Source organism: Erwinia sp. 009765445 (assembly GCF_058137865.1).
Map to the genome: position 1 here is coordinate 1 of NZ_JBYUWC010000043.1, position 2757 is coordinate 2757.

Here is a 2757-nt window from a genome sequence, read left to right on the forward strand (position 1 = left end):
ATCGGCAACCGCCGGGCGCACACCGCGCTGGTGCTGGGCGAAAATATTCTCACCTGCGACACGGAAAAATCAATCCGGGACCGGTTCAGCACCTATCAGGTTTCCGGCCAGCGGGCAGGTAACAATGATGATTTTGGTGAGGCAACCACTACCGCCATCCGGGCCAAAACCATTGACGGCGGCCTGACGCGCTACCGACCAATGATTATCAGGCAGATCGGCAACGCCACCACATCCACATGCACAGACCGCGCTGAATTTGAGATGCGCCAGCGTGCTGCCCGCACAGATGAGGTGACCTATACCGTACAGGGCTGGCACCAGGGCGACGGCTCACTCTGGCAGCCCAATCTCACCGTAATCGTTTATGACCCGGTGCTGGGTTTTGATAACCGGGAGATGGTGATTGCTGAAGTAACCTATCAGCAGGACGGGAACGGCACGGTAACAGAAATTCGCGTCGGTCCTGCGGATGCCTATCTGCCTAAGCCACCGAAGCCGGGTAAACGAAAAACGAAAAAAACAGAGGATGATTTCTGATGGCGAATCCGATTGCAGCGATGAGCCGCAGCCTGTCGAACCTGCTGGCCCGTGCCGTGGTGCGCGGGCTGGATACCGCGTCAAAGTGTCAGATGCTGCAGATTGAAATGGCGGGAGGCGAGGGCAAGAGTGATATTGAGCACCTTGAGCCTTACGGCTTTACCTCTGCCCCGCTGTTGGGCGCTGAGGCCGTGGCCGTGTATTTCGATGGCGACCGATCGCATGGCGTGGTGCTGATGGCGTCAGACCGCCGCTACCGAATAAAGGGGTTAGCGGGCGGTGAGGTGGCGATTTACACCGACGAGGGAGACAGCATCATCCTCCGGCGCGGGAACACCACTGAAGTGAACACCGCTCATCTGATCGTCAATGCTACTGAGAAAGCGACATTTGAGACGCCGCTGCTTGAAGTGCCAAACGGAGAAATCCGGGATAAAACAAGCACGATGACCGCCATGCGCGGAGTATTTAACGGACATAACCACAAAGAAAATGGCGACGGAGGCGGCACCACCGACGGGCCGAACCAGAAAATGGGGGCATGATGATAATCACGATTGACGGCGTGCAGCGCCCCGTTACGTGGCCGACAGACGCTCTCACGCGGGCGGTAATCATTTCGCTGTTCTCATGGCGGCGTGCTGAACCGGACGACAGGCCAGAGCAGGATAACGGCTGGTGGGGAGACAGTTACCCGACGGTACAGAATGATCGCACAGGTTCGCGCCTGTACCTGCTGGGGCGCGAAAAACTCACCAATAAAACGCCGGTTAAAGCCCGCGAATACCTCAGCGAGGCGCTGCAATGGCTGGTGGACGACGGCGTGGCTGCCCGCGTTGACGTCAGCGTGGCGCGAACCGGGATCACAACGTTAAGTGCGTCAGTCGTAATCTCCCGCCGTGACGGCAGCCGCACGGCTATATCCTTTGATGATTTATGGAGCAATCTGAATGGCTGACAGCGGCTTTAACCGTCCAACCCTTCCGCAGTTAATTACCACGATCCGCAGCGATATTCAGACCCGCCTTGCCGCCGACAGTACGCTGGCCGCACTGCGCCGCACGGACGCCGAAGTCTACGGGCGCGTACAGGCAGCAGCGGTTCACACGGTTTACGGGTATATCGATTATCTGGCGCGGAATCTGCTGCCGGACCTGGCAGACCCGGACTGGCTGACGCGGCACGGAAATATGAAACGCGCACCGCGTAAAGCGGCGACGACAGCGGCGGGTTTTGTACGCTGGGACGTATCGACAAATGGCATTGTTGTGCCTGCAGGTGTGACAATCCAGCGTGACGATCTGGTAACGTTCACAACCTCAGCTGCGGCTGCATCATCCGGCGGCGTTCTCCGCGTGCCGGTTGTCTGTGATGTGACAGGTGCCACGGGTAACACCGATGACGGGCTGGCAATGCGGCTGACCTCCCCGATCACCGGCCTTTCCTCGGCCGGGGTTGCCGACAGCATTCAGGGCGGTGCAGATATTGAGGATTTGGAGCTCTGGCGGTCCCGTATCATTGAACGCTGGTACTGGCCGCCGCAGGGGGGCGCAGATACTGATTATGAGGTGTGGGCAAAAGAGGTGCCGGGAATTACCCGCGCATGGACTTACCGTCACTGGCTGGGACGCGGCACGGTGGGCGTGATGGTGGCGAACAGCGATCTGATTAACCCCATCCCGGACGCCGCGACGGTAGCGGCGGCCCAGGCCCATATTGAACCGCTTGCCCCCGTTGCCGGTGCTGACGTTCTGGTTTTTGTTCCGACGCCGCACGTTGTGGACTTTAACATCAGGCTGAACCCGGATACTGAAGAGGTCCGCTATGCGGTTATTGCAGAGCTGAGATCGCTGATGTTGCGCGATGGTATTCCGGAAAGCGTACTGAAACTCTCCCGAATCAGTGAAGCCATCAGTATAGCCACGGGCGAGTACAGCCATACCCTGGTCAGCCCGTCAGCAGATATAGCAATCGCGAAGGGAGAAATAGGCGTTGTGGGAGATGTCTCATGGATCTGACGGCGCAGTACAGACAGATGCTCGCCGCATTGCTGCCGCGAGGACCGGCATGGGAGAGCGATGATTTACTGCTGGCCGGGCTGGCTCCATCCCTTGCAGCGGTTCACGGGCGCAGCGATGCACTGATGCTTGAAACTGACCCGCGCTCAGTAACAGAACTGATTGACCGATATGAAAATATCAGCGGATTGCCTGACAG

General features: G+C 58.5%; 4 protein-coding genes and 1 pseudogene. All 5 read left to right on the top strand.

What is annotated here, in order from left to right:
• Positions 1-540: phage baseplate assembly protein (locus tag AC3Y5R_RS24035; RefSeq protein ID WP_489923407.1), on the top strand; the 540-nt coding region annotated here is incomplete at its 5' end.
• Positions 540-1085: a phage baseplate assembly protein V gene (locus AC3Y5R_RS24040; protein ID WP_489923408.1), complete on the top strand. Its 546-nt coding sequence runs from the start codon at positions 540-542 to the stop codon at positions 1083-1085. The genes AC3Y5R_RS24035 and AC3Y5R_RS24040, both read left to right, overlap by 1 nt.
• On the top strand, positions 1085-1498 hold the full coding sequence (locus AC3Y5R_RS24045; protein WP_489923410.1) for a phage GP46 family protein: 414 nt from the start codon (positions 1085-1087) through the stop codon (positions 1496-1498). The genes AC3Y5R_RS24040 and AC3Y5R_RS24045 overlap by 1 nt, the downstream gene beginning before the upstream one ends.
• A complete protein-coding gene (locus AC3Y5R_RS24050; RefSeq protein WP_489923409.1) occupies positions 1491-2558 on the top strand; it encodes a baseplate J/gp47 family protein in 1068 nt (355 codons plus the stop codon). Before AC3Y5R_RS24045 ends, AC3Y5R_RS24050 begins: the two co-directional genes overlap by 8 nt.
• Positions 2549-2757 (top strand): annotated as a pseudogene (locus AC3Y5R_RS24055) (YmfQ family protein); the annotation flags it as partial. The gene AC3Y5R_RS24050 and the pseudogene AC3Y5R_RS24055, both read left to right, overlap by 10 nt.